This window comes from Rhizobium zaerense (genome assembly GCF_051810725.1).
GTDB classification, from domain to species: Bacteria; Pseudomonadota; Alphaproteobacteria; order Rhizobiales; family Rhizobiaceae; genus Rhizobium; species Rhizobium leguminosarum_I.
In genome coordinates this window covers 3,336,300-3,359,792 of sequence record NZ_CM132690.1, presented here as the reverse complement: position 1 = coordinate 3,359,792, position 23,493 = coordinate 3,336,300, and the positions used below count along the sequence as shown (strand labels likewise).

The 23,493-nt window shown below is 60.5% G+C and carries 22 protein-coding genes, 1 tRNA gene and 2 pseudogenes; 10 read left to right on the top strand and 15 right to left on the bottom strand.

Translation table 11 applies throughout. From position 1 onward, the window contains the following. Nucleotides 1-166: 166 nt before the first annotated feature. Nucleotides 167-3,982: a vitamin B12-dependent ribonucleotide reductase gene (locus tag ACS4RR_RS16335; protein ID WP_456189031.1), complete on the bottom strand. Its 3,816-nt coding sequence runs from the start codon at nt 3,980-3,982 to the stop codon at nt 167-169. Nucleotides 3,983-4,103: 121 nt separating this feature from the next. On the opposite strand from ACS4RR_RS16335, the gene ACS4RR_RS16330 reads away from it, so the two are divergent. Beyond that, the gene (locus tag ACS4RR_RS16330; RefSeq protein WP_170258133.1) at nt 4,104-4,385 is read left to right on the top strand and encodes a hypothetical protein; all 282 of its coding nucleotides are present in this window, start codon (nt 4,104-4,106) and stop codon (nt 4,383-4,385) included. A gap of 242 nt (nt 4,386-4,627) precedes the next feature. Here ACS4RR_RS16330 and ACS4RR_RS16325 read toward each other — a convergent pair whose 3' ends face one another. The 4 genes from ACS4RR_RS16325 to ACS4RR_RS16310 all read right to left on the bottom strand — a co-directional run bounded on the left by ACS4RR_RS16325 (nt 4,628) and on the right by ACS4RR_RS16310 (nt 7,802). After that, nucleotides 4,628-5,218: a hypothetical protein gene (locus ACS4RR_RS16325; protein ID WP_456189030.1), complete on the bottom strand. Its 591-nt coding sequence runs from the start codon at nt 5,216-5,218 to the stop codon at nt 4,628-4,630. Between the two features lie 180 nt (nt 5,219-5,398). Next, on the bottom strand, nt 5,399-5,893 hold the full coding sequence (gpt, locus tag ACS4RR_RS16320; RefSeq protein ID WP_456189029.1) for a xanthine phosphoribosyltransferase: 495 nt from the start codon (nt 5,891-5,893) through the stop codon (nt 5,399-5,401). 180 nt (nt 5,894-6,073) lie between these two features. Continuing rightward, nucleotides 6,074-6,916: a putative universal stress family protein gene (locus tag ACS4RR_RS16315; protein ID WP_456189028.1), complete on the bottom strand. Its 843-nt coding sequence runs from the start codon at nt 6,914-6,916 to the stop codon at nt 6,074-6,076. Nucleotides 6,917-7,025: 109 nt separating this feature from the next. Further along, nucleotides 7,026-7,802, bottom strand: coding sequence for a competence/damage-inducible protein A (locus tag ACS4RR_RS16310; protein WP_456189027.1), 777 nt, complete (start codon nt 7,800-7,802; stop codon nt 7,026-7,028). A gap of 252 nt (nt 7,803-8,054) precedes the next feature. On the opposite strand from ACS4RR_RS16310, the gene wrbA reads away from it, so the two are divergent. Both wrbA and ACS4RR_RS16300 read left to right on the top strand, forming a co-directional pair. Next, the gene (wrbA, locus tag ACS4RR_RS16305) at nt 8,055-8,651 is read left to right on the top strand and encodes an NAD(P)H:quinone oxidoreductase type IV (RefSeq protein WP_456189026.1); all 597 of its coding nucleotides are present in this window, start codon (nt 8,055-8,057) and stop codon (nt 8,649-8,651) included. A 219-nt stretch (nt 8,652-8,870) separates the two neighbouring features. Then, a tRNA-Leu gene (locus ACS4RR_RS16300) sits at nt 8,871-8,955 on the top strand. A 282-nt stretch (nt 8,956-9,237) separates the two neighbouring features. On the opposite strand, the gene ACS4RR_RS16295 is transcribed toward ACS4RR_RS16300, so the two are convergent. Continuing rightward, nucleotides 9,238-9,672, bottom strand: coding sequence for a VanZ family protein (locus ACS4RR_RS16295; protein WP_170261336.1), 435 nt, complete (start codon nt 9,670-9,672; stop codon nt 9,238-9,240). Nucleotides 9,673-9,810: 138 nt separating this feature from the next. On the opposite strand from ACS4RR_RS16295, the gene ilvA reads away from it, so the two are divergent. The 4 genes and pseudogenes from ilvA to ACS4RR_RS16275 form a co-directional block, all read left to right on the top strand. Continuing rightward, nucleotides 9,811-11,061 carry a threonine ammonia-lyase gene (gene ilvA, locus ACS4RR_RS16290; protein ID WP_456189025.1) on the top strand — a complete coding sequence of 417 codons (1,251 nt, stop codon included), beginning with the start codon at nt 9,811-9,813 and terminating at the stop codon, nt 11,059-11,061. 37 nt (nt 11,062-11,098) lie between these two features. Further along, entirely contained in the window at nt 11,099-11,425 is a 327-nt protein-coding gene (locus tag ACS4RR_RS16285; protein ID WP_260110696.1) for an HlyU family transcriptional regulator, read from the top strand. A gap of 236 nt (nt 11,426-11,661) precedes the next feature. Then, nucleotides 11,662-12,933, top strand: coding sequence for a GGDEF domain-containing protein (locus tag ACS4RR_RS16280; protein ID WP_017963981.1), 1,272 nt, complete (start codon nt 11,662-11,664; stop codon nt 12,931-12,933). A gap of 39 nt (nt 12,934-12,972) precedes the next feature. Further along, a pseudogene (locus tag ACS4RR_RS16275) lies at nt 12,973-13,163 on the top strand (TetR/AcrR family transcriptional regulator); the annotation flags it as partial. Nucleotides 13,164-13,211: 48 nt separating this feature from the next. Here the strand turns inward: ACS4RR_RS16275 and ACS4RR_RS16270 are convergent. Then, on the bottom strand, nt 13,212-13,826 hold the full coding sequence (locus ACS4RR_RS16270; protein ID WP_162118421.1) for an FMN-dependent NADH-azoreductase: 615 nt from the start codon (nt 13,824-13,826) through the stop codon (nt 13,212-13,214). Between the two features lie 139 nt (nt 13,827-13,965). On the opposite strand from ACS4RR_RS16270, the gene ACS4RR_RS16265 reads away from it, so the two are divergent. Beyond that, nucleotides 13,966-14,934 carry a LysR family transcriptional regulator gene (locus ACS4RR_RS16265; RefSeq protein ID WP_456189024.1) on the top strand — a complete coding sequence of 323 codons (969 nt, stop codon included), beginning with the start codon at nt 13,966-13,968 and terminating at the stop codon, nt 14,932-14,934. 77 nt (nt 14,935-15,011) lie between these two features. Here ACS4RR_RS16265 and ACS4RR_RS16260 read toward each other — a convergent pair whose 3' ends face one another. The 4 genes from ACS4RR_RS16260 to ACS4RR_RS16245 form a co-directional block, all read right to left on the bottom strand. After that, a complete protein-coding gene (locus ACS4RR_RS16260; protein WP_260110698.1) occupies nt 15,012-17,000 on the bottom strand; it encodes a bifunctional 2',3'-cyclic-nucleotide 2'-phosphodiesterase/3'-nucleotidase in 1,989 nt (662 codons plus the stop codon). 255 nt (nt 17,001-17,255) lie between these two features. Further along, the gene (locus tag ACS4RR_RS16255) at nt 17,256-17,660 is read right to left on the bottom strand and encodes a PilZ domain-containing protein (RefSeq protein ID WP_222383776.1); all 405 of its coding nucleotides are present in this window, start codon (nt 17,658-17,660) and stop codon (nt 17,256-17,258) included. Between the two features lie 84 nt (nt 17,661-17,744). After that, nucleotides 17,745-18,626, bottom strand: coding sequence for a DMT family transporter (locus tag ACS4RR_RS16250; protein ID WP_222383777.1), 882 nt, complete (start codon nt 18,624-18,626; stop codon nt 17,745-17,747). Nucleotides 18,627-18,698: 72 nt separating this feature from the next. Continuing rightward, nucleotides 18,699-19,160 carry an Lrp/AsnC family transcriptional regulator gene (locus tag ACS4RR_RS16245; protein WP_017963987.1) on the bottom strand — a complete coding sequence of 154 codons (462 nt, stop codon included), beginning with the start codon at nt 19,158-19,160 and terminating at the stop codon, nt 18,699-18,701. Between the two features lie 156 nt (nt 19,161-19,316). Here ACS4RR_RS16245 and ald point away from each other — a divergent pair, with 156 nt between their 5' ends. Beyond that, nucleotides 19,317-20,435: an alanine dehydrogenase gene (gene ald / locus ACS4RR_RS16240; protein WP_222383986.1), complete on the top strand. Its 1,119-nt coding sequence runs from the start codon at nt 19,317-19,319 to the stop codon at nt 20,433-20,435. Between the two features lie 15 nt (nt 20,436-20,450). Here ald and ACS4RR_RS16235 read toward each other — a convergent pair whose 3' ends face one another. Next, on the bottom strand, nt 20,451-20,957 hold the full coding sequence (locus tag ACS4RR_RS16235) for a DUF1203 domain-containing protein (RefSeq protein ID WP_260110699.1): 507 nt from the start codon (nt 20,955-20,957) through the stop codon (nt 20,451-20,453). Between the two features lie 77 nt (nt 20,958-21,034). On the opposite strand from ACS4RR_RS16235, the pseudogene ACS4RR_RS16230 reads away from it, so the two are divergent. Beyond that, nucleotides 21,035-21,270 (top strand): annotated as a pseudogene (locus ACS4RR_RS16230) (hypothetical protein). Between the two features lie 30 nt (nt 21,271-21,300). Here the strand turns inward: ACS4RR_RS16230 and ACS4RR_RS16225 are convergent. From ACS4RR_RS16225 to ACS4RR_RS16215, 3 genes are read right to left on the bottom strand one after another with little or no spacing between them, the layout of a single operon-like run. Continuing rightward, entirely contained in the window at nt 21,301-21,861 is a 561-nt protein-coding gene (locus ACS4RR_RS16225; protein WP_017963991.1) for a GNAT family N-acetyltransferase, read from the bottom strand. A 5-nt stretch (nt 21,862-21,866) separates the two neighbouring features. After that, complete coding sequence (sseA, locus tag ACS4RR_RS16220; protein ID WP_222290516.1) at nt 21,867-22,736, bottom strand: 3-mercaptopyruvate sulfurtransferase; 870 nt, start codon at nt 22,734-22,736, stop codon at nt 21,867-21,869. A gap of 18 nt (nt 22,737-22,754) precedes the next feature. Continuing rightward, nucleotides 22,755-23,492 carry an alanyl-tRNA editing protein gene (locus tag ACS4RR_RS16215; RefSeq protein ID WP_222383780.1) on the bottom strand — a complete coding sequence of 246 codons (738 nt, stop codon included), beginning with the start codon at nt 23,490-23,492 and terminating at the stop codon, nt 22,755-22,757. Nucleotide 23,493 lies beyond the last annotated feature (1 nt).

Here is a 23,493-nt window from a genome sequence, read left to right as displayed (position 1 = left end):
CACGTCTCCTGGTCCAGCCATTGGCAAACCTAGTGGCGCGCTACAACGCCCGCTCAACTAGGTTGGATAATCCAGTTTAGTTGAGCGGGCGCTCGCATTTGGTTGGACACGACGCCGATCTATTTGAGATCTATTGACCCTCTGTGCGATGGAACTCAGAGAGTCTTTAGCTGCACCCGCTCGTCGCACCGCACGTGTCGCACTTCTCGCAGGTGCCGTTCCGCACCATCGTGAAGTTCTGGCACTCCGAGCACATGTTGCCGGTATAGCCCTGCATGATCGAGCGCTGGCGGCGTTCGGCTTCGCGCTTCTTGGCCTCGGATTTCGCCGTTGCCGCGTCTGCCGCCGCCTTGTCGGAGAAGAGTGCCGTTGCGTCGCTGGTGAGTTCCTCGGTCACCTCTTCGGCGATCTCTTCCGCCAGTTCCTTGGCGCGCTCTTCGTAATCACGCTTGAAGGCGACGATTTCGGAGGTGGAGACGGCAATCGTCGGCTCCAGCTTGCGGGCAGCCGCGCCTGCAAAGGCGGTCACGGTGCCGGTGGAAGCGGCGCGGGCAGGGGCGGCGGTGGCCGCACCCTTGGGTTCGCCTGCCTGGCGTTCGCCGCCGGTGCCGGACACCAGCGTCGGCTTGTAGCCGCGGGTCCAGCCGGTGGAGAGCAGGTTGGTCTTGCCCTCCTGGATGCCCTTGCCGAGCGCCGTGTTCGAGAAATCAGACGTATCGACATGCGCGAGGTCATGGCGGCCGAGATAGGAGACGGCAAGCTCGCGGAAGACATAGTCGAGGATCGAGGTGGCGTTCTTGATCGCGTCATTGCCGATGACCATGCCGGCCGGCTCGAACTTGGTGAAGGTGAAGGCTTCGACATATTCCTCGAGCGGCACGCCATATTGCAGGCCGAGCGAGATGGCGATGGCGAAATTGTTCATCATCGCACGGAAGGCGGCACCTTCCTTGTGCATGTCGATGAAGATCTCGCCGAGGCGGCCGTCGCCGAATTCGCCGGTCCGGAGATAGACCTTATGTCCGCCGACGGCGGCCTTCTGGGTATAGCCCTGGCGGCGGTTCGGCAGCTTCTCGCGTTCGCGCGAAACACGCTCGATCACCCGTTCGATGATCTTCTCGGTGACGGTAACGGCCTGGGCGGCCAGCGGCGCCTGCAGCAGTTCCTCCAGCGCATCCTCGTCGTCCTCGTCCTCGATCAGCGAGGAGTTGAGCGGCTGCGACAGTTTCGAGCCGTCGCGATAGAGCGCGTTGGCCTTGAGGCCAAGCTTCCAGGAGAGCATGTAGGCGTTCTTGCAATCCTCGACGGTCGCCTCGTTCGGCATGTTGATCGTCTTGGAAATCGCACCCGAGATGAACGGCTGGGCAGCCGCCATCATGCGGATATGGCTTTCGACCGAGAGGTAGCGCTTGCCGATCTTGCCGCAGGGATTGGCGCAATCGAAGACCGGCAGGTGTTCCGCCTTCAGGAAGGGCGCGCCTTCCAGCGTCATCGCGCCGCAGACATGGATGTTGGCGGCTTCGATGTCCTTCTTCGAGAAGCCGATATGGTCGAGCAGGCTGAAGCTCATGTCGGCGAGCTGTTCGTCGGAAACCTTCAGCGTCTCCTTCAGGAAGTCGGCGCCGAGCGTCCACTGGTTGAAGACGAACTTGATGTCGAAGGCGCTCTTCAGGGCGGCGTTGACGGCTTCGACCTTCTCGTCGGTGAAGCCCTTGGTCTTCAGCGTCGACGGATTGATCGCCGGTGCCTGGTTCAGGTTGCCTTGGCCGACGGCATAGGCCTCGATCTCGGCGATCTGGCTTTCCGAATAGCCGAGCGTGCGCAGCGCGTCGGGCACGGCACGGTTGATGATCTTGAAGTAGCCGCCGCCGGCGAGCTTCTTGAACTTGACGAGGGCAAAGTCGGGCTCGATGCCGGTCGTGTCGCAATCCATGACCAGACCGATCGTGCCGGTGGGCGCGATGACCGAAACCTGGGCATTGCGGTAGCCATGCTGTTCACCAAGCTCGAGCGCCTTGTCCCAGGCCGATTTGGCGTGGGCGACGAGATCCTGCTCCGGGTTTTCCGAATGGATCAGCGCGACCGGGTTGATCGACAGCGCCTCATAGCCGGAGCTCTCGCCATGCGCCGCACGGCGATGGTTGCGAATGACCTTAAGCATGCTCTCGCGGTTCGGCGCAAAGTTCGGGAACGGGCCGAGCTCGGCAGCCATTTCGGCCGAGGTCGCATAGCAGATGCCGGTCATGATCGCGGTCAGCGAACCTGCGATGGCGCGGGCTTCAGCCGAGTCATAGGGAATGCCTGTCGACATCAGCAGGCCGCCGATATTGGCGTAGCCGAGGCCGAGCGTGCGGTATTCGTAGGAGAGTTCGGCAATGCGCTTCGACGGGAACTGCGCCATCATCACCGAGACTTCGAGCACGACGGTCCACAGGCGAACCGCATGTTCGTAATCGGCGATGTTGATGCGCTTGGTGGCCTTGTCCTTGAACTGCAGCAGGTTCAGCGAGGCAAGGTTGCAGGCCGTATCGTCGAGGAACATGTATTCCGAGCACGGGTTCGAGCCGCGGATCGGGCCGCCGGCCGGCGAAGTGTGCCAGTCGTTCATCGTCGTGTTGAAGTGGATGCCGGGATCGGCCGAAGCCCAGGCAGCGTAGGAAATGGTTTCCCAGAGATCGCGCGCCTTCAGCGTCTTCATCACCCGGCCGTCCTTGCGGGCGGTCAGGTGCCATTCGCCATCATTCTCGACGGCGCGCAGGAAGTCGTCCTTGATCGAGACGGAGTTGTTGGAGTTCTGGCCGGATACCGTGAGGTAGGCTTCCGAATCCCAATCCGTGTCGTAGGTCTTGAATTGGAGATCCTTGTAGCCCTGGCGGGCAAACTGGATGACGCGCTGGACGTAGTTCTCGGGAACCTGGTCCTTCTTGGCGGCGCGGATTTCGCGCTTCAGGGCAGGGTTCTTGTTGGGGTCGTAGCAATCGCCATTGTCGCCGCCTTCGCAATTGAAGCAGGCCTTCATGATCGCCTTCAGATGCTTGGCGACAACCTTGGAGCCGGTCACGAGAGCCGCGACCTTCTGCTCTTCCTTGACCTTCCAGTTGATATATTCCTCGATATCGGGATGGTCGATATCGACGACCACCATCTTGGCGGCGCGGCGCGTCGTGCCGCCCGATTTGATGGCGCCGGCCGCACGGTCGCCGATCTTCAGGAAGCTCATCAAGCCGGAGGAGCGACCGCCGCCGGAAAGCTTTTCGCCTTCGCCGCGCAACATCGAGAAGTTGGAGCCGGTACCGGAGCCGTATTTGAACAGGCGCGCCTCACGCACCCAGAGATCCATGATGCCGCCTTCGTTGACGAGATCGTCCTCGACCGACTGGATGAAGCAGGCATGCGGCTGCGGGTGTTCGTAGGCCGACTTGGATTTGGTCAGCTTGCCGGTGAAGGGGTCGACGTAGAAATGGCCCTGGCCGGGACCGTCGATGCCATAGGCCCAGTGCAGGCCGGTGTTGAACCACTGCGGCGAGTTCGGGGCAACGCGCTGGGTGGCGAGCATATAGGCAAGCTCGTCCTTGAAGGCCGAGGCATCTTCCTCGGAGGAGAAATAGCCGCCCTTCCAGCCCCAATAGGTCCAGGTGCCGGCAAGACGGTCGAAGACCTGGCGCGCATCGATTTCGGAGCCGGTCTGCTCATCCTTCGGCAGGGTCTTCAGCGCAGCATCGTCGGGAACGGAGCGCCACAGGAAGGAAGGAACATCGTTTTCCTCGACCTTCTTCAGCCGGGTGGGAACGCCGGCCTTGCGAAAATACTTCTGCGCCAGCACGTCGGTCGCGACCTGGGAGAACTGCGCGGGAACGTCGATGTTCTCGAGGCGGAACACGATCGAACCGTCGGGGTTCTTGATCTCGCTCGTCGCCTTGCGGAATTCGATATCCGCATAGGCGCCTTGGCCGGCCTTCGTGAAACGACGTTCGATGCGCATTGTCTTGACCTCGCGTTGGCGCCCGGTCCCCGTGACCTCGGCGCAAAATTCCTATCCGGCAGCACTTTGTCGTCGCGCAGCCAGTCTCGTTTCCGTATTGTGACAGGGGTGTCATCCGGAGATGTCCTTCCTGTATCTTGTGGTGATGGTGGCTGCAAACGCTAAATATAGTATTAACAGCTTATTATCGCCAGTCCCGATGTCACTTTTTTTGGAGGCTGAAAATCGCGCAAAAATCCTGTCAGGCCCGAACCGTTTCCGGTCCATCGCCCTGATTCCGCGTCCTAATTTTCAAAAGGGAACCGGGCTCGTTACCTCCGGTCCTGTCGCCGCCGCAACATCAGGATCAGTAAAGTTTGAAACAGCTGATTCCGTCAAGGGCTGGCTTTTAATTGATTGCTAACCACAACATGTTGTGGATGCGCCTGTGGAGATTGGGGAAAGCCGGGGAGCGCTGATATTACAATGGCTTGCAGGCGTTGCCGGCTAAGGAAAACCTCTGAATGGCAAAAAACAGTCCTGCGGCAAATCTTATGATGGCATTTCCGGCGCAAATGAGCATGCCGATCTGCCGGTGAAATCAGCGCTCTTGTTCTTAGTCATGTCGTTGTCGCAAACCGCTGCACAGTTTTGCGCGACATGCTTTTAAAGCGCATCGATGGCGATGGTGATGATAGCAACGCCGATCGGCCTATTCTCTTCGTCCATGACGACAAAGCTCGCTTGCGTCTCGAGATTCTGGGTGGATTCATTGCGTTCCGCCCGGTCGATGAAGATCTCGCGGGAACCGTTAGCGAAGGTTTGGAGATATTTCTCCTCGTCGCCCTGCCAGAAGTCGGCGGTGATGGTGCTCTGCCCGACATTCAGCCCATGGCTGTCGGTGACGAAAAATTCGATGACCACCCCTTGCGAGGCGTCCTGCTCGGCTTTGAGGTAATGCGATATGGATTTATCGAGCAGCAGCTTGACCATCTGCAGGTGGTGCTGATCGACCTCCGACCGGTAGGTCTCGTCTAGCACCCGCATATCCATTTCACTGACATCGCCGAATTTCGCGTTTTGCTCGGCAATAGCTTTCAGCACCAAGGGCGTTTCCACCATCGGTCGGATCCGCTTCTCGACGTAATCGCGCACGAGGGGAACATAGGCAGGCTCAGCGAGGACGGGCGCCAGCGGCAACAGAAAGGCCGCCAGCCCGACGGTCACAACCGCTCTTATATGCCCCCATCGAGCCATCGTGCTTCCTTATACCGCATTGTTCGCTGCACGCTTTGGGCGCAACCCGACGCGATTCACAGTCGTCGAGTTTATGAGCAAAAGATAAAATAGATGTGCAGATCCTGAAAACCTCGCCGACAAAATCTGGAACAATTTCAAGTGGTAAATGCGATGGTTGCGCGCTTTGATCAGTGGCGATCAGCCCGCGCCCTTGGCGATCGGCTCCTGATAGGTGAAGCCCATGTCCCACGGGAAGTAGATCCAGGTATCCTGGCTCACCTCGGTAATGAAGGTGTCGACGGTCGGCACGCCCATCGGCTTGGCGTAGACGCAGGCGAAATGTGCCTTCGGCAGCATGGCGCGCACCTGTGCGGCGGTCTTGCCGGTATCGGTCAGATCGTCGACGACGAGCACGCCTTCGCCGCCATTTTCCATAAGTTCGGGTGCTATTCCCTTGAGCAGCACCATGTCGCCCTGGTTCACATAGTCATGATAGGAAGCGACGCAGACGGTCTCGATCAGCCGGATATTCAGTTCGCGCGAAATGATCGCAGCCGGAACCAGGCCGCCGCGGGTAATGCAGACGATGGTCTTGAATGTTTGATCAAGACCGGCAAGCCGCCAGGCAAGGGCGCGCGCATCGCGGTGGAACTGATCCCAGGAAACGGGAAAGGCTTTATCGGGAAGGGACATCGGGCTGCTCCGCGGCAAGAAAAAACGACACGCCGTTTGTCGGCGACCGGACGGGCTTGAAGCGGCGATCGGCAAAATGCAAATCGCGCAGCCGGAACTGCGCGAGATGGGGCCGAGCACGAAGCTGTCATCGGTCGCCGCAATTAGCGGGATTTGCCGGCAAAAGGCAAGAGCAGCCAATCAACGTGATAGCAGGGTCAGCGCCGTCATCGATTGCAGCAGGGTCTTGGTCGTGCCGCCGAAGATCATCTGCCAGAGCCAGGAATGGGTATAGGCGCCCATGACGAGAAGATCGATGCTGCTGTCCGAAAGCCGGTTCTCGATGACATGCGATGCGCTCTTATCCACACTTTGTGCCGTCGAAAGCGTCGTCTTCACGCCATGACGTGCCAACGTAGCGGCGATGTCGGCGCCAGCCGTCAGCGGCGATTGCAGCGCCGTGTCGGCCGGATCGACCGAAAAGATCTCCACCTCGTCGGCGGCTTTGAGGATCGGTAGCGAGTCGAAGGTCGCCCGCGCCGCCTCCTTCGAGCCGTTCCAGGCGACCAGCACGCGCTTGATCGGCTTCGGCTGGCGAATGATATAGGGGATCATCAGCACCGGCCGGCCGCTTTCGAAGAGAAAGCTGTCAACGTCGACGTGGCTGTCGGAAGGCCTGGCCGGGTCGGCCTGTGAGGCGATCAAGAGGTCGGCGCTGCGGGCACTTTCGATCAGCGGCGCGGAGCCGTATCCGGTGGATGTGGCAAAGCTGCGCCACTCGGAGGAGGAGCCTGATGCCTCCGCTTTCGCCCTGAAGATGCGCTCAACCGCAATCGTTTCGCTGTGCGCCATGTCCTGCAGCGCCTGCACGGCGACGGGATCGGGGATCTCCATCGGTGCCACCAGCGGTACGGCGGAGATGATTTCGGCATGCAGGCCGATCACATGGGCGCCGCTCTGCGCAGCAATGGCAAAGGCGAAATCGGCAACCGCAGCACTATTGTCTGATGTATCGAGAATGGCGAGAATGGTTTTGTAAGACATGTCAATTCTCCTTGCGCTGAAATGGCGTGCGCGAGGGAAGGAATGCGCCGGGCCGTTCTCCTGTTCCTTGATAGGGATCAAGGATGGCCTTTGAGTTCCGGCGTTTCCCTCATGCCTCCGCGGAATGGTTTTCGGCGATGTCCTTCTTTTGGCGGATGGCGTCGATCATCGCCTGCACCTCGGCGCCGGCTGCATCGATTGCCGCCTGCGAGCGGCCGCGTACGACGATCTCCGTCGAGAATTTCTGGCCGATATAGCGCGGGTAGGAACCGATGCTGGTTTCCGGATGTGCTTTCTGGATAGCGGTCAAGGGCGTGCCGATCTCGCCTTCGCCGTAAGGGCAGGCGATGGCGAGCGAAAGCACCGGCGTGCCGGTTCGAAGCGTCGGCAGCACATTGTCGACCATCGCCTGGAAGACCTGCGGCACACCGGCCATGACATGGACGTTGCCAATGATGAAGCCGGGCGCCGTCGAGACCGGATTGGCGATATGCGCGGCCCCGCGCGGCATGCGCGCCATGCGCTGGCGCGCCTCGGTGAATTCCATCTCGCGGCGCCGGTACATCTCGGCAAGCAGGGTCATTGCCGTCTCGTCATATTCGCAGGGCACGCCGAAAGCCTTGGAGATGGCATCAGCGGTGATGTCGTCATGCGTCGGCCCGATACCGCCCGAGGTGAAGACGTAATCATATTTGCCGCGAAGCGCGTTCAGCGCCTCGACAATCGCGTCCTCGTCGTCGGCGACGATGCGCACCTCCTTGAGGTCGATGCCGGAAAGTGTCAGCAAATCGGCGAGGTGGCCGATATTTTTATCCTTGGTGCGGCCGGAAAGAAGTTCGTCGCCAATGGCGAGCATGGCGGCGGTGACGACGATGTCTTGGCTCATGGGATGTTCCGTGATCTGAGGCTGGTGAATAGGTAGTGCCGTTCGGCCGCTTTGCAAACAGCCAGCGCATGATGCCGAAAAGTGCAAGCGGTTCGGCGCATACGTTCATTTTTGCTGAAATGAAAACGCAAGTGAATTTTCGTCTACGGATGTTGAACACTGAGTTCTTCAAGGCATGGCTGTGTTCCGAAACAGGCGCTGATAGAACTCTCTCAGTCAGAAATTCAACCAGTGCTCCAAGGGAGATTGAAGATGGCGAAGGTTCTCGTTCTTTATTATTCGGCTTACGGCCATATCGAAACCATGGCCTATGCTGTTGCCGAAGGCGCGAAGTCGGCCGGTGCCGACGTCACCGTCAAGCGCGTTCCGGAACTGGTTCCGGAAGATGTCGCCAAGGCTTCCTACTACAAGGTCGACCAGGCGGCTCCGATCGCCACCGTCGACGAACTGGCCGACTATGACGCGATCATCGTCGGCGCCGGCACCCGCTTCGGCACGGTCGCCTCGCAGATGCGCAATTTCTGGGATCAGACGGGCGGCCACTGGTTCGCCGGCAAACTCGTCGGCAAGCTCGGTTCGGTCTTCACCTCTTCGGCAACCCAGCACGGCGGCCAGGAATCGACCATCCTCGGCTTCATCCCGACCTTCCTGCACCAGGGCATGGTTGTTGCAGGGTTGCCTTATGCCTTCCAAGGCCAGATGGGCACCGAGGAAGTCAAGGGCGGCTCGCCTTACGGCGCCTCCACCATCACCAATGGCGACGGCTCCCGCCAGCCTTCCGAGATCGAGCTGGAAGGCGCGAAATACCAGGGCGCCCACGTCGCCAAGCTTGCCGCCAAGCTCGCCTGATCGTCGACGCTGAAATGATAAAGGCGCGGCGGGCGTGAGGCTCGCCGCGTCTTTTCCGTTTCTCTCGCGACAGACCGAGTGCCCCTTGATCGGCCGCGGCTTTTGGGCCGAAAATGTGTGACGGATCAATCGGCGGTGCAACTGGCCAAAACAAGCATGATTTTTACGGCTTGCGGCTCTTCCCATCGCCCATGACGCAAGATATTGAAAACGCCGCAAGCGGGCGTGGCGAAACTGGTAGACGCAAGGGACTTAAAATCCCTCGGCCTTGGCTGTACGGGTTCGATCCCCGTCGCCCGCACCACCTTCATAATCCCGTTCGAATATGCTTGTATTATGCGTGTATATTGTGGATAAAAGCGCTCTATTGCTTGCATATGACATTTTCGGTGCAAGGATTGCGCCGCGGCGGTTGAGTAAGTGTTGTCTTGTGGGAGTAAGACGATGGTTTACGATTGGAGTGGAGCAAGAACTAGGCGCATCCGGGTCTTCAAGACCAGTGTCGCGCTTGTTCTCGGAACTGCACTGGCCGCGATACCACTGTTCTTCTGGGCCGTGCAGTTGGGCGATTTCTAATTCGAGATAATCAGCGTTCTGCGAACGGAAGGGCGTTTGGCGCCTTCGTATCGCGCCATTTGTTGATCACCCAGCCGGCAAGCAGCCCGAGGGCTGTACCCATCGCCTTGACGCTCGCGTCATGCAGGCGCGGATGGCGGGTCGGCGCGAAATATTGTAGCCCTTCGATGGCGAATGCGCCGACGATCAGCAGCACGGCCACCGTTTTCCATTGTTTCGGATAGGCAAGCGCGAAGGCGAGGCCGAGAAGTAGATAGGCAACCGCGCGGTCAACATCGACCATCGTGACTGTATTCGGCCTCTCTCCGATCGGCGAAACCGTGACGAAGATGATGAAGGCGAGCAGCAGCCAGGCGAGCGGTTTTGCGAATTTAAAGATCATCATGACTTCATATAAGTGGCCGCCCTTTTCATTGACAGTTAAAATCAGTTCATGTGCCGCCAATTTCGCGATTGGCTTAAGAAAGCCTTCCTCGGAGCGAACCGGTATGGGAGCGAACCGGAAACGGCCGAAACGGGCTTTCTTTTGCCGGCCGGCCTGTGCAATAGCGGCGGTGGCTAGTTGAGAGAATGGACCACGCCCGTGACGAGACTTGATGTCGAAAGCGCCGAAGAGGCGATGCGCAGCCTTTTTCCGGCAACGCCGCTGCAGCTCAATGATCACCTTTCGGCCCGCTATGGGGCCGATATCTGGCTGAAGCGCGAGGACCTGTCGCCGGTGCGCTCCTACAAGATCCGCGGCGCCTTCAATTTCTTCCGCAAGGCGATCGGGCAGGGTGCTGCCGGCAAGACCTTCGTCTGCGCCTCGGCTGGCAATCACGCCCAGGGCTTTGCCTTCGTCTGCCGCCATTTCGGCGTGCCGGGCGTCGTCTTCATGCCGGTGACGACACCGCAGCAGAAGATCGACAAGACCCGTATGTTCGGCGCCGAATTCATCACCATCCGGCTGTTCGGCGACTTCTTCGACCAATGCTACCAAGCCGCCCGCGAACACGTGGAGGCGGTCGGTGGAGTCATGGTGCCGCCCTTCGACCACGCCGACATCATCGAGGGGCAGGCGACCGTCGCCGCCGAAATCATGCAGCAGCTGCCGGAAGGAACGGTGCCCGACATGGTCGTCCTGCCGGTTGGCGGCGGCGGACTTGCCGCCGGCATCACCGGCTATCTCGACGGCACCGTGCCGAAATCGGCTTTCGTCTTCACTGAGCCGGCCGGCGCGCCGAGCCTCAAGCGCAGCATCGAGGCGGGCAAGGTGACGACGCTTCCCAAGGTCGACAATTTCGTCGATGGCGCTGCTGTGGCGCGCATCGGCGACCTGAATTTCGCCGCTCTTCGCGATTTTCCGGCCGACCAGGTGCAACTCATGCCGGAGAACGCCATCTGCGTCACCATTCAGGAGATGCTGAATGTCGAGGGCGTCGTGCTGGAGCCGGCCGGCGCCCTGTCGCTGACGGCGATCGCCGCGATGGACGGCCAAGCGATCCGCGGCAAGACCATCGTTGCCGTCGTCTCCGGCGGCAATTTCGATTTCGAGCGTCTGCCTGACGTAAAGGAAAGAGCCATGCGTTACGCAGGGCTGAAGAAATACTTCATCCTGCGGCTCGCCCAGCGCCCTGGTGCGCTCCGGGATTTCCTCAATCTGCTCGGCCCCGACGACGATATCGCCCGCTTCGAATATCTAAAGAAATCGGCGCGCAACTTCGGTTCCATCCTGATCGGCATCGAAACCAAAGCGCCTGAGAATTTCGCCCGGCTGATCGGAAATTTCGAAGCAGCCGGCATGGGTTACGAGGATATCACCGAAAACGAGATCCTCGCCAACCTGATCATTTGACTTGGCGACAGCGATATCGCCGTGCTAAAGGCGGAGCATGGCTTCGTTCATTTCAAATATCTTTTCGATGTTCTCCGGCGGCGGCAAACCGGCGACGGAGGCGGCAGGTCCTTCGGGCGAGCCGCAGCTTTACGGCGACTGCACGATCTATGCCGAGCCGCGTAAGGAAGGTGGCCAGTATCGCCTTGCCGGCCGCATCGAAAAGAAGGTCGGCGACGAGGTGCTGGTGCGCAATTTCATCCGCGCCGATCTGTTTTCCTCCTCCGATGATGCGATCGAATGCACGGTGCGCAAGGCGCAGCAGATCATCGATCAGCATGGTTCGTCGCTCTTTGGTGACGGCGAGAAGCTTCGTCAGGTCTGAATCAGGATCCGGGCATAGCTCCTAAATACCGGCTGCAACTATTCCTGTGTATGACCGGTGTGCGCTCCAGCGAGCGCCTTCTCACTCACGCAATCTTAAAGGATTGCGGTGAAAGGTATCGCCTGCAGAATTTGCAGGACACCCCCCGTGTTTGACTGTTTCGGACGATTGACCAGAAGATTCGCTGTCGTGATCGCCGCGCCAGCCGGAGGCCGAGCGTCCGGAGCCGAGGTCTCATGATGGAGACACTCAACCTCGTTCTCTTCGTCGTCGAAGCCATTGCCTATTTCGTGCTGATGGTGACGCTTCTGCATTTCCGTCATCGGCTTGGTCTCGGGGTTTTCCTGACGGCGCTGGGCGTCATGCATTTCATGGAGACCTATCTGGCGGCGGTCTTCTACGTCTCGCTGCCGTTCGGGGATGTGTCGCCGGGCTCATCCATCTTCTTCTCCGGCAAGCTGATGATGATCCTGATGCTTTACCTGCAGGAAGATGCCGCGACGGTGCGCCAACCGATCTACGGCCTGTTCCTCGGCAACCTGCTCACCGTTGCTATTGCCTGGGTGCTTCAGTTGCACCAGCCGCTGCAGATATCGGCCAACCACACACCCGACGTCGATTTCCTCAAGGAGATGGGCTGGCTGATGGTCTGGGGCACGGCACTGCTCTATGTCGATTCGCTCGGCATCATCCTGCTTTACGAAAAACTCGGCGATTTCTTTCGCCGCCGCGTCGTCCTGCGCTTCCTGATTTCGGGCTTCGTGCTGCTGACCTTCGACCAGATCGGCTTCTTCGCCGCACTGCATTACTTCCTGGATGTGCCGATCGCCGCATTCTGGGGCGGATGGAAGGCGAAAATGCTTGCCGTCTGCCTCTACGCGGCGATGTTCGCGTTCTATGAATATCGTATTCGCCGCGTCGGTGCGGGCGGGTCCGCACGCTCCATCAGCGACGTGTTCGGCGACCTGACGTTCCGCGAGCGTTACAACGATCTTCTGGAGCGCACCGGCCGCGACATGCTCACTGGCGTCTATGATCGGACGCGCATGGAAATGGAAGCGCCGCTGATGCTGCTCGAGGCACTGAAGCAGGGGTCATTCGCCACCGTCCTCATTATCGACGCCGATCACTTCAAGGATGTCAATGACGGCTACGGCCATCTCCAGGGCGACGAGGTGCTGAAGGCGATCGCCGCCCGATTGGGCACGACGTTGCGCTCGAGTGATCGTGTCTTCCGCTTCGGCGGCGAGGAGTTCGTGGCCGTCTGTCCAGGCACCGATCACGAAGAAGGTCTGCTGCTTGCCGAGCGGCTGCGCTGGACGATCGCAACCAGCGTCAAGACGCCGGATGACAGGCCGATCACGGTCAGCATCGGCGTTGCGACTGCCGACGAGGACGGCATCGATTTCACCGCCGTGCTGACGGCTGCCGACGGCAGGCTCTACGCCGCCAAGAAGAGCGGCCGCAACTGCGTCGTCGGCCGCTCCGGTGTGGTGAAACTCAGTTAGAACGAAAGAAAGCGTCCGTAGGAGACAATAGCGACGGGCCTTAGGCGTAATTTCGCGTCACTGGCGAGCAAGGCTGCGGGAGCGGACGAAGGAGAAAGACGTCGCAAGGCGATCATGGCCTTCGCGATGATGGCCGGCGGCGTCGGCCTTGCCGGGATTTCGTCCGATGAAGAACTCTCGGCCGGAAACCTGGCGAGGTCCGAGGTCTCGCCGCCGATATCAACAAATGAAAAACGGCCGGCAGAAGCCGGCCGTTCCATCGAGCGTCGACGAGCCGATCAGGCGGCCAGTGCGATTTCCTGGACGCGCGACTTGGCGGCGTCGATGGCCTTTTCGGCAGCTTCCGGACCGAAGGCCAGGCCTTCGACATAGATGGTCTCGATATCGCTGATGCCGAGGAAGCCGAGAACCGACTTCAGGTACGGCACGGCATGGTTCAAGGCGGCGGCCGGGCCCTGCGAGTAGACGCCACCCGAGGCGAGCACCACATAGACCTTCTTGCCGGTTGCGAGGCCGACCGGGCCGCTTTCGGTGTACTTGAAGGTCAGGCCGGCGCGAGCGACGTTGTCGATCCAGGTCTTCAGCGACGAATAGATGTTGAAATTGATGAGGCCGGTGCTGATGACGATCTTGTCGGCGGCGAGCAGTTCGTTGACAAGCTCGTCGGAGGTCTTGACGGCCGCGGCTTCCTCAGCGGTGCGGGCCTCGGCTGGCTTGCGGATCGCGCCGGTGAAGAGGTCATCGATGTGCGGCAGCGGGTTGGCGGCAAGGTCGCGGCGAACGACGACGCTGCCCGGGTTCTGGCTTTTCAGCTTTTCGGCGAGATCGACGGCGATCGGCGTCGAGAGCGATTCGGCACGCGGGCTGGACGTCAGAAGAAGGATGGACGACATGGTGCATTTCCTTTCGAATGGGATTTGACGGCCCCTTGCTGGGAGGTGAGCCGCAGTCTCGATGAGGAAAATAGGTCTGGCCTGCTATCGAAAAAACGGTGATAATGTCGATCGAAACTATCGATGGAATGGATAGAAGATGCTGCCGAACCCGACTCTGGACCAATTGCAGGTGTTTTTGACCGTTGCCGAGACCGGCAGCTTTTCGGCCGCCTCGCGGGCGCTGAACCGTGCACAGTCAGTCGTGAGCTATACGATCGCCAATCTCGAAGCGCAGCTCGAAGTGCCGCTTTTCGAGCGCTTCGGCGCACGCCAGCCAAAGCTGACGGAGGCGGGCAAGGCGATGCTGGAGGATGCGCGGCGCATTCTCGGCGACCTGCAGCTTATGCGGGCGCGCGTCAAAAGCCTGAGGGAAGGGCTCGAAGCGGAGGTTTCCGTCGCCATCAGCGTCATGGTGCCTTCGCGAGCCCTGGTGGAGGTTCTGCGCGAATTTCGCGAGATGTTTCCATCCGTTTCGTTGAGCCTCAACGTCGGCGAGCTCGGAATGGTCATGGATCTCGTCCTGAGCGGCAAGGCGACCGTCGGAATTGGTGGCGCGGTCGTCAAGCAGGACGATCTGATCGTCACGGAACGGATCGGTCATTCCTTCATGTTGCCCGTTGCCGCGCGCAACCACCCGCTTGCCGGGATCGGTCGGCCGCTGACGCTGGGCGACGTGCGCGAGGAAGTGCAACTCGTCGTCACCGATGCGTCGGGCCGGACGAAGGGGCGCGATTTCAACGTTCTGTCCTACAAGACATGGCGCGTCAGCGATATTGCAACGAAGCACCAGCTCATCAAGGCCGGCCTTGGCTGGGGCGGCCTTCCGGCTTCTGTGATCCATGACGATCTCGTCAGTGGCACGCTCGTCCATCTCGATCTGGATGCCTACGAACAGGGGGAGTATCCGATATATTCGGTGCGCCAACTCGCCAACCCGCCCGGACCAGCCGCCACCTGGATGATCGACGCATTTCGCACGCGGCTTTCCGCCTGCCCGAGCCAGGCCGATTTCCATGCTCGGATGGCGGAACTGTCTGAACCCGCTACGCCGCTTGCGGCAGAATGACGAAGGCGCGGGTGCCGCGCCTTCGCTGATATTGTCTTCCGCAATTTAGAGCGGTTCCGCTTTTCCTGGAAATTGCTCTAAAGAACCAGCCTGAACTTCGAGAAACCGTCGGCCCCTTCGCCGGCATCCTCGATCTTCACGCTTTTGACCTCGGCGAGGAACTGCTTCGCCTTCGGGCCGCTTTCGAAGGTTGCGGTCGTACCCGGGAGCGGCTTGAAGGTCCAGTTTGCGTCGGCCGACGGATTGATCGTGCCCTGATCATGGATATAGCGGACGATGACGTCGCGGTTGGTATCAGGCGCCTGGAAGATTACCTTGTCCGCCTTGATCTCAGGGAAATTGCCGCCGCCGGCGGCGCGGTAGTTGTTCGAGACGACGACGAACTTCTGAGCCGGATCGATCGGCTTGCCGTTGAAGGCGAGGTTCTGGATGCGGTTGGCGTCCGGATGGATCGGTTTGCCTGATGAATCATATTTCGGCGGCTGCGACAGGTCGATCTGGTAGGTGACGCCGTCGATCACGTCGAAATTGTAGGACGGGAAATCGGTGTTGAGAAGCGCCGCATCCTTCGAGCCGGCCTCGATGTGATTGAACATGCCGGCCGACATTTCGAGCCAGTTCTTCACCTGGGCGCCGGTGACGGCAACGGCCTGCACCGTGTTCGGGTAGAGATAGAGGTCGGCGACGTTCTTGATGGCGATGTCGCCGGCCGGAACGTCGGTGTAATAGTCGGCGCCACCGCGACCGCCGGCCTTGAAGGGGGCCGCCGCCGAAAGCACCGGCAGGTCCTTGAACTCGGTATCGGCGAGCATTTGCTTGATGTACCAGGTCTGGGCCTGGCTGACGACCTGCACTGAGGGATCGTCGGCAACCAGCGCGAAATAGGAATAGAGCGGCGCGGACGTCTTGCCGACCGGGGTGCGGACATAGGCAAGTGTCGCCTCGTGCTCGGCCTTGGCGGCTTCGATCACGTCCTTCTTGTCGGCGTAGTCGGCAACCACCTTCTTCTTGTCGTCGCGATGATAGATCGGCCGTGCTTCCGAGGTGAAATCGACGATCTTCCAGCTGTTGCCGTCCTTTTCGAGCAGCAGGTCAATAAGACCGAGATGCGAGCCCCAGAAGCCGGCCATCACGGCGGGCTTGCCGTGCAGCGTGCCCTTGACGGGGTCGGCATTGGCCACGCCGTCCCAGCTCTTCGGGCCGGGGAAGACGAGATGCTGGTGGCCGGTGAAGATCGCGTCGATCCCGTCGACGGCGGCGAGATGCAGCGAGGCGTTCTCCATCCTTTCGGACGGTGCGCTGCCGTCGATGCCGGAATGCGAGAGCGCAATGACGATATCGGCGCCGGCTTCCTTCATGGCCGGAACCCAGGCCTTGGCGGCCTCGACGATATCACGCGTCTGCGCCTTGCCTTCGAGGTTCTTGATGTCCCAGAGCATGATCTGCGGCGGTACGAAGCCGATGAAGCCGATCTTGACGGGGCTCTCATTGCCGGCGCCGTCTTTGATCTGCTTTTCCAGAATGATGTAGGGCTTGAAGAAGAGATCGTCCTGCTTCGGGTCCGAGGCGAGCTGACCCTTGGTCAGGTTGGCGCAGACGAAGGGGAAGTTCGCGCCTGCTAGGACCTTGAACATGAAGTCGAGGCCGTAGTTGAACTCATGATTGCCGAGCGTGCCCACAGTATAGCCGAGTGTGTTCATCGCCTTGATCACCGGATGGACGTCGCCGTCCTTCATGCCGTGCTGATAGGCCATGTAGTCACCCATTGGATTGCCCTGCAGCACGTCGCCATTGTCGATCAGCAGCGAGTTGACGGCCTCTGCACGGATCGTGTCGATGATCGTCCCGGTGCGCGACAGGCCCATCGTGTCGTTCGGCTTGTCGGCATAATAGTCATAGGGGAAGACGTTGACGTGAATGTCGGTCGTTTCCATGAGCCTCAGATGCGCCTGGTTGGCGCTGGCGCGGGCGCTGAAAGGGTGCAGCAGCACCAGGGCGGAAGTGGCGGCGAGGCCGCCGAGCAGGGAACGGCGGCTCATCACGCCAACATCGAAAATGGAAGACATGGAAACTCTCCTTTAAAGATGATGCATCGTCCGGCCCGTCAGAGTTAGGACGATTTGGCGAGGAGTACACTGCGAAAATGACAGGACGTCAAAACAATCCGCCGGAAAAGCATCATGGCTCCAAAATGCAATTTATGGTGCAGTCACCCGGCGTCAGGCTGCCGCAAACGCAAGGCGAGGTCATCCTCGGCGTCAGTGTCAACCGCAGCCGCTGGAGCATCTCAGCCGCTCCTTGGACGCAAAGGCCGGGCAACCTTACGAGTTTGGCGTCGATGTTGTTGACTGAGGCGTCCGCTCGACGTTGACGGCGGTTCTAACCAGCGGGCGTACTGCCAATACCGGCCGCATCTCCTTATGGAAAAAGCGGAAATATGAGGAGATCTGCGCCCGCGCATTCGAATTCACGTCGAACTGGATGCCGACGCGGCCATTGTGCTTCCAGCGGATGATGCCTTCGAGCAGCCCGAGGTTGTCGGCCTCGATGCGCACCTTGCTGCCGGAAGCGGCGTGGAGCGGCCCCTTCATCTCCAGGGCCGCACCGGTAGGCGATAGGTTGAGGATGCGGGCATCCACCTGGCTGTTCAGGTATTTGACCTGGCCGAACACGCGGCAGTTTTTCCGGTCGGCCTTCCGGGCCGTGATTTTCAAGTTGCGGGTCATACTGTCTCCCTTGGTATTGCCGGGGAGCATAGCGCCGGAAAATTGAAATGGTTTTAGGGGCTTGGCTAAAATTGCAGTGAAACGTCAATTGGCAGCCGGGGCTCTGCGTCCCACCACATGTTCGCGCCAGACCGTAAAGATGCCGGCGGCGACCACGATCGCCGAGCCGACGATCATGTTGAAGCTGAGCGTTTCGCCATAGATCACCATGCCGAAGATAGAAGCGTAGACAAGTGACAGATAGGTCAGCGGCTGGACGGCGGCGGCATCGAGAACATCGTAGGCGCGGATCAGGAAATAATGGCTGGAAATGCTGGTAATGCAGACGAGCGCCATCCAGCCCCAGTCGCCCGGCGCCATCCAGCTCCAGTAGAACGGTCCGACCAGCGTCATCGTGACGCCGCCGACGACGCCGGTATAGAAGAAGCTGGTCATCGACGAATCGTCGCGGCTGACCAGACGGGTGGCGATGACGTAGAAGGCGAAGTTGAAGCAGGAAATGACGGCGAGAAGCAGCTTCACGTCGAAAAATTCGCCTTCCGGCTTCAGGATCAGCAGCACCCCGAACAGTCCGGCGCCGATCGCTGACCACCGCCGCCAGCCGACCCGCTCGCCGAGGATCGGCATCGCCAGCAGCGCGATCAGGATCGGCGTCGCGGAAAAGATCGCTTGTGAACGGGCAAGGCCGATTACGGCAAAGCAGGTGATGGCGAGAACCACCTGGACTGCAAGCAGAACGCCGCGCGTCACCTGCAGGAAGGGGCGTTTGGTGCGGGCCGTCGCCCTGATACCGCCGCGCATCTTCGAAGCGAGGATGATCGTGAAAAACGCAAAGGCCCAATAGCGGATCATCGTCACGAAGATCGGCGGATAGGCCGTCGCCAGATGTTTCGAGATGGCGTCCTGCAGTGAAAAGATGGTGAGCGCCAGCAGAACGAAAATATAGCCTTGGGTCTTCGAAGTCATGACGTGCCAATGAGCGGGAAACGCCCGCGAGCGTGAAAAGTCTGGGCAGGCTTTCGGCGAAGATGCAAGGCCTCAAAGCCCGACATTCGGCTTGTCGATGATTTCTCTGAGCGCGAAGCTGGAATTGATCTTGACGACGTGGGGCAGGGCCGACAGCCAGTCGCGGTGGATCCGCTCATAGTCCTCAAGGTCGCGGGCGGCGACGCGCAAGATATAGTCGTATTCGCCCGACATCAGGTAACAGACGAGCACGTTCGGGCAGAGCTTCACTGCTGCCTCGAATTCCGCCAGCGTCTTGGCGAACTGGCCGGAGAGCGAGATATGCACGATGGCGATCATCTTGTAGTCGAGCGCCTTGTGTGAAAGCCGCGCATGGTAGCCGCCGATGACGCCGCTTCTTTCCAAGATGTCGAGCCGGCGCGAACAGGCCGAAGGTGACAATCCGATCCTTTCGGCAAGCTCGGCATTGGTGATGCGGGCATTGGTCTGCAATGCCCGCAGAATCGCAAGATCGATGGTGTCGAGATCAGCCATTCGAAGAACCTTCGAAAAAAGATAGGATGAATGCAATAATCGCCGAAAAATCGCGCCTTCGCAAATCGTCTTTGCAAGGACATTTCACTGTCTTGATGGTTGGATTCCTCATCTGAAAAAATCCGCGGCCGCGGAGATAAAATGAGAGGAACGCGCATGCGTGTCGGTTGCCCGAAGGAAATCAAGAATCATGAATATCGCGTCGGCCTGACGCCGGCTTCGGTGCGAGAATATGTTGCCCACGGCCACGAGGTCTGGGTGGAGACCAAGGCAGGCGTCGGTATCGGCGCTGATGATGCTGCCTATGCCGCGGCCGGCGCGAAGATCGCCGCCTCCGCCAAGGATATCTTCGAAAAGTGCGACATGATCGTCAAGGTGAAGGAGCCGCAGCCTGGCGAATGGGCGCAGCTCCGTGACGGCCAGCTTCTCTACACCTATCTGCATTTGGCGCCGGATCCCGAACAGACCAAGGGTCTCATCGCCTCCGGCGTCACCGCGATCGCCTATGAGACGGTGACTGACGAGCGCGGCGGCCTGCCGTTGCTGGCGCCGATGTCGGAGGTCGCCGGACGCCTGTCGATCCAGGCGGGAGCGACCGCGCTGCAGAAGGCCAATGGTGGCCTCGGCGTCCTGCTCGGCGGCGTACCCGGCGTGTTGCCGGCCAAGGTCGCGGTCATCGGCGGCGGCGTCGTCGGCTTGCATGCGGCCAGGATGGCCGCCGGCCTCGGAGCCGATGTCAGCATCCTCGACAAGTCGCTGCCGCGGCTGCGCCAGCTCGACGATATCTTCGCAGGCCGCATCCACACGCGTTATTCCAGCATCCAGGCGCTGGAGGAGGAAGTCTTCTCGGCCGATCTCATTATCGGCGCCGTGCTGATTCCAGGCGCTGCCGCTCCGAAGCTCGTCACCCGCGAGATGCTTTCCGGCATGAAGAAGGGCTCCGTCATCGTCGACGTCGCCATCGACCAGGGCGGCTGCTTCGAGACCTCGCATGCGACGACCCATTCCGATCCGACTTACGAAGTCGACGGCGTCGTGCATTATTGCGTCGCCAACATGCCGGGTGCTGTACCGGTCACCTCGGCGCACGCGCTGAACAATGCCACATTGGTTCATGGCCTGGCGCTTGCCGATCGCGGTCTGCGCGCCATCGCCGAAGACAAGCATCTGAGGAACGGCCTCAACGTCCATAGGGGCCGCATCACCAGCAAGCCGGTCGCCGACGCGCTAGGCTACGAGGCCTTCGCGCCGGAGAGCGTGCTGAACGTAGCGTAAGTACCTGGCTATAGGTCAGAAGGCGCCGTTCTCCGCTAGGGCCGGCGCCTTTTCCTTGTCGATCCGGCACTGGAAACAGTTGTTGCGTGCAGAGCGCACATGCACATAGGCGATATCAGGCCGGGCCAGCAGCTCCTCGCCATAGGCTGGAATATCGCCGATCTCAGTCACCGCGCCGGTGCCGTAGACGATGCGGTCGTTCTCGCTATAGCCGCGGACGATGAAGTCGCGGCTCGTCGTCAACACCGGCGGTATGATCTCTTCGGCGCCGTAGCGTGCGCAACGCTGCTTGTGCAGGAAGACCGGGCCGGTTTCGGCATAGGGCTGCAGCTCCGGGAAGGGCCGGTAGGCGAAGACCAGCAACTCCTCGCCGGCATCGATATTCTGAAGGCAATGGCGGCAGGGATGACCGGGACCATCGGAGACGATCGTCTCGGGCAGCCTGTCATAGGCGTCGCGGCCGCCGCTCCAGAGGCGTTCGGCGTCGGTCGTCGGCATGGCAACAAAACGAATGGCGGTCATGATAGATCTCCTTTGTATTGCCATGAAATGCACTTGGACGAGCGCGCGAGCCACCCGATTCTTGCCTGCTTCTCGATATGAGATCGCCGAAGAGCGAAAATCCGGGTATCTTCTGTCCGAACGCTGCAGGCGAAAGGAGAAGCCCCTTGGCCGACGTCGATCTCGCGCTGCTGGCGCAACAGAATGCGGAAATACTGGAAGAGCTCAGGGCTCTGCGGCGGGACGTGGCGGAACTGAAGGAACAGTCGGCCGCACGCTCGATTTCGAGCGCCGCAGCGACCCGCGCCGCCCGAACAGCCTGACGCAGCGTTAGTCGTCTCCACTTACGTCGGGAAAGAAGCCGTCAGCTTTTCCGCGCAATCTCCAGAAGTTCCTTGTCGCTGAGAGGCCGGACGATGCCGGTGCCGGTCGAGACGGGGGAGAAGCCGTACATCTGGTAGAGCTGCAGCGCGCGCGGATGGTCGAGATTGTTGGTGGTGGTGGTGACCCGCTTCGGATTGAGCGACCAGATGGCATAGAGCGCCTGCAGCAGGAACCATTTGCCGATGCCCAGACCGAGCGCATGTTCGATCAGCCCGAAATGGCTGAGCTCGATCATATCCTCGTCTTCGCAGAAATATTCGTAGAAGCCGGCGGGCGCGCCGTTCACGTAGAGAACGCTGATATTGTTGCGCTTGTCGTTCAGTGTCTCGGCAAGCTGCTCGTCGCTCATGCGCAACCGATCCACCCATTGCCATCGCGCACCCACCTGCCGGTAGAGATACCGGTAGAAGGGCAATGGGATCTCGGGAGCGCGCATGATCGCCGTCTGGATATTGACGGGCACCGGCATGCTCGCCTTCGGCGGCGCCGTCATTTCGAGCCGGGTGATGTGAGCTTTCAGCGAAGCGGGTGTCTTCCCCATGGCGATCAGGCTTTGACCGGCGTCGGCGGACCGGTGACGATGGGCGTATCGTCACGGCTGCCCCATTCGCTCCACGAGCCGTCATAAAGCTTGTTATCGTGATGGCCGAGCGATTCCAGCGCCAGCGTGATGATTGCGGCGGTGATTCCCGAGCCGCAGGAGGTGACTACGGGCTTGGAAAGATCGATGCCGGAATCCTCGATCGTCTGCTTGAGTTCGGGCAGCGACTTGAAACGGCCCTGGCTGGCAAAGACGCCGGAGGGCAGGCTGCGGGCGCCGGGCATATGACCGGAACGCATGCCGGCGCGCGGCTCGGGTTCGACGGCGGCGAAGCGGCCGGTGCTGCGGGCATCGGCGATCTGCATCGCGCCGCTGGAGACGATATCGCGCATCCTATCGAGCGTCACCACGCGGCTTTCGTCGAAATTCGGCGTAAAGGTCGCCGATGCAAGATTGGGTGCTGCGGTTTCCAGCGGACGGCCCTCGGCCTTCCATCCGTCGAGACCGCCATCGAGCACGAAGACGTTTTTCGCGCCCATCACCCGGAACAGCCACCAGACGCGCGGCGAGGCGAACAGGCCGATACCGTCATAGACGACGATCCGATCATTCTCGCTGATGCCGAGCCGGCCGACTTCGGCGGCGAAATAATCGGGCGAGGGGATCGTGTGCGGCAGCGATGTGGAATGGTCGGCGATCTTGTCCTGATCGAAGCGGATGGCGCCGGGAATATGGCCGGCCGCATATTCGGCATCGGCATCGCGCTTCTGCGCCGGCAGATAGAAGGAGGCGTCCAGCACGCGCAGGTCGGCTTTGCCGAGCTCGGACTGCAGCCAGTCGGCCGAAACGACGAAACGGCTCTTGGTCTCACTCATGATGGTCTCCCTTGATGGTCAGGCTTCGTCGCCGGGCGTGCCGAAGCGGATGCGGAAGCGCCGGTTCTCTTTGCCCTTCTTCTCGATTTTGGCGATATGGATCTGGCCGACTTCCTGAGTCTCGGAAACATGTGTGCCGCCGCAGGGTTGGCTGTCAATCGAGGAGTTCTCGCCGATGCAGACGAGGCTGACGCGCCCAAGGCCCATCGGCGGGCGCACGTTCTTCGATTTGACGATGTCGGGATTGGCCACAAGCTCCTCGTCGGTGATCCATTGCAGAGTGACCGGATGGTTCTGCTCGACCAGTTCCATCAGCTTGGCCGTCACCGCGTCCTTGTCGATCGTCTCGATCATGTCGAAGTCGACGCGGCTTTCCTCCTCGCCGACAGCAGCCCCGGTGATCGGATAGGAGCAGACGACGGAAAGCAGGTGGCAGGCCGTGTGCATGCGCATCAGCCTGTAGCGGCGCGGCCAGTCGACGTGCAGCACCAGCGCCTCGCCGACCACGGGCCGCAGCTCGTTTTTGAGTGGCACATGGATGATGACATCTTTGCTTGGACCATGCTTCGTCTGGCCGAGCGCGATCTTGGTGCCGTCGGCCCGTTCGAGCAGGCCGGTGTCGCCAGGTTGGCCGCCCGATGTCGCATAGAAGCAGGTCTGGTCCAGTTCGATGCCCCCGTCTTCGTGAACGGCGGTGACGATCGCCTCGCACGTCGAGAGATAGAAGTCGTCGCGGTAGAGGGCATTGACGGGCATG